Consider the following 2,005-nt stretch of genomic DNA (forward strand, 5'->3'; position numbering starts at 1 on the left):
CGTCTGGTGTTTGCACTCCTAAGCGATCACCAACTCTATATCGCAAGATCGGAGGCGATGGAGTCTTAAGAGAAACTATTTCTTAAGGACGACTATCCGAAGACATAAACCGAACGTATTTTCGAATACGTGACGGTTTAGTTCAGTGCACCCTTTTTTATGAAATTAGGTTGTCTATTTATAATCTATTCTCTTGACTTACCACCATAATGCTTTTAAATTAAGGATACTATATTATGTACAGTTAGAAACACGAAAAGCCTATGAATTCAACATAATAATTAATAACTTTACATAACAAATCTCTGTCCATAAGATGAATTATGGAAAGATTTACATAATTCATCAATAACTAGCAGGCTATAATTTGAGAATTTTGTGATGAGGTTGGTTACACCTTTAGGTTTAAGTGTCGCTTCGTCCCGCTCTATTAATAAGTCAGGCAAACGAATATAGCGTGTTCGAATTTCTCGTTTACACGCTTCTCGTCCTAAAGCGCAGGCTAAATAGGTCTTTCCTGACCCAGTGAAGCCCTGAAAAATAATGTTTCTTCGGTGATTGATATAGCTGCAGGTGGCTAATTCATTAAGTGTCTGACGATCAATATCTCGTTTGTCATAATGAATAGCAGAAACAGTTGCGTTTTGAATACGAAATTTGGATCGTTTAATTAATCCATTCACCCGTTTATTGTATTTCTCTTGATATAGATGGTCAGTACCCAGTTGAAGTCGTTCATCAAAAGACAGTTGTCGTGTATCATTGTCCATCTCTTGAATTTCTAAAGCGTCTACTAATTCACTTAAATCCATTTGACGTAATTTTCTAATCGTTTCGTTATCAATCATTCTTATCGCCTCCATAATAGTCTGATCCTCTCACGAATCCCATGGATTCTTTATAGTTGGTCTCTGCATGTTCAATCGCTTCATTATTAACAGGATTCGTTAATATTGCCTTTAGTTGACGGTATCTTGGGGAATGGACACGTTCTAAAGCTATTTGACAAGCCTTCTCTAAAGAAGCATTTGAATACTTCTTCGATAAATTGAGAACAGATAAGCACGATTGATATCCTTGTTCTTTGAGTGGTAGGTTTTCAAAGATACGCTGAATCACTTTATGGGTGAAAGGTCCAATTTTTTGTGCCCAATTTAATAGTCGTTGGTCATTCCATTCGAGTTGATTAAGTTGATCTGGTAGATGTTCTGGCAAGGTTGAAAAGTTATATTCTTTATATGATGGGAATCGTTTGTGAGTCGCAATTCGTTCATTTTGATAATAAATTTCAAGAAAGTTATCTGTTACTTTTAAATCAACGCTCTTTTTGACATATTGATAGGGACAAGAGTAATTATTCTTTTGATACGTAATATGACAATCCAGTTTTACTTTTCTTCCGTAAACCCATTCTGATATTTCGTATGGAACAGAAGGCAAGGCACGCAAAAATTCCTGTTCTGACTCTTTAAAAACAAGCGAACGACTGCCTTCACGCTTTTGAAATTCTTTATTATTATAAATTTCCAATTTCTCACGAACAGCTAATTTTAGTTCTCCCATTGTTGTATATATTTCATTTCTTAATGAAGCAATAACTGCCGTTGCAATTTTACCAACCGCTCCTTCAACCGCTGCTTTCTGTTTAGGTTTTCTTACCTGAGCAGGCATAATGGCCATAACATAATGGTTTGCGAGAGCTTCATATTGTTCGTTTAAAACGATGTCACCCTCTTTGGGGTGAGTTATTACACCGGTCTTCAAATTTAATGTAAAGTAGAAAGTAATGTAAAGTTTTTCCTGATATTAACTATTGAACGGTTTTCTGATAGATATTTCTTTACATTAATGAGTCAATAGAAAATAATTGAGGTACATATGGAACTGTCAAATTTTTTATGAAAACTAAAAATTAAAGGTGGTGAAGGCCCACTGACTATACCAATCGGAGCCGCATTTGCCCTTGACAAACACTTGAATGGTTTCAGTTAAGGTCACAAGGGTG

2 protein-coding genes are annotated in these 2,005 nt (G+C 35.5%); both read right to left on the reverse strand.

All coding sequences use genetic code 11. From position 1 onward, the window contains the following. Positions 1-290 precede the first annotated feature (290 nt). Complete coding sequence (locus ACYQ2O_RS12005; RefSeq protein ID WP_346024464.1) at positions 291-848, reverse strand: ATP-binding protein; 558 nt, start codon at positions 846-848, stop codon at positions 291-293. Further along, the gene (locus ACYQ2O_RS12010) at positions 841-1,764 is read right to left on the reverse strand and encodes a Mu transposase domain-containing protein (RefSeq protein ID WP_346024463.1); all 924 of its coding nucleotides are present in this window, start codon (positions 1,762-1,764) and stop codon (positions 841-843) included. The genes ACYQ2O_RS12005 and ACYQ2O_RS12010 overlap by 8 nt, the downstream gene beginning before the upstream one ends. Positions 1,765-2,005: the final 241 nt, after the last annotated feature.

This window comes from Alkalibacterium sp. m-11, from assembly GCF_054658155.1.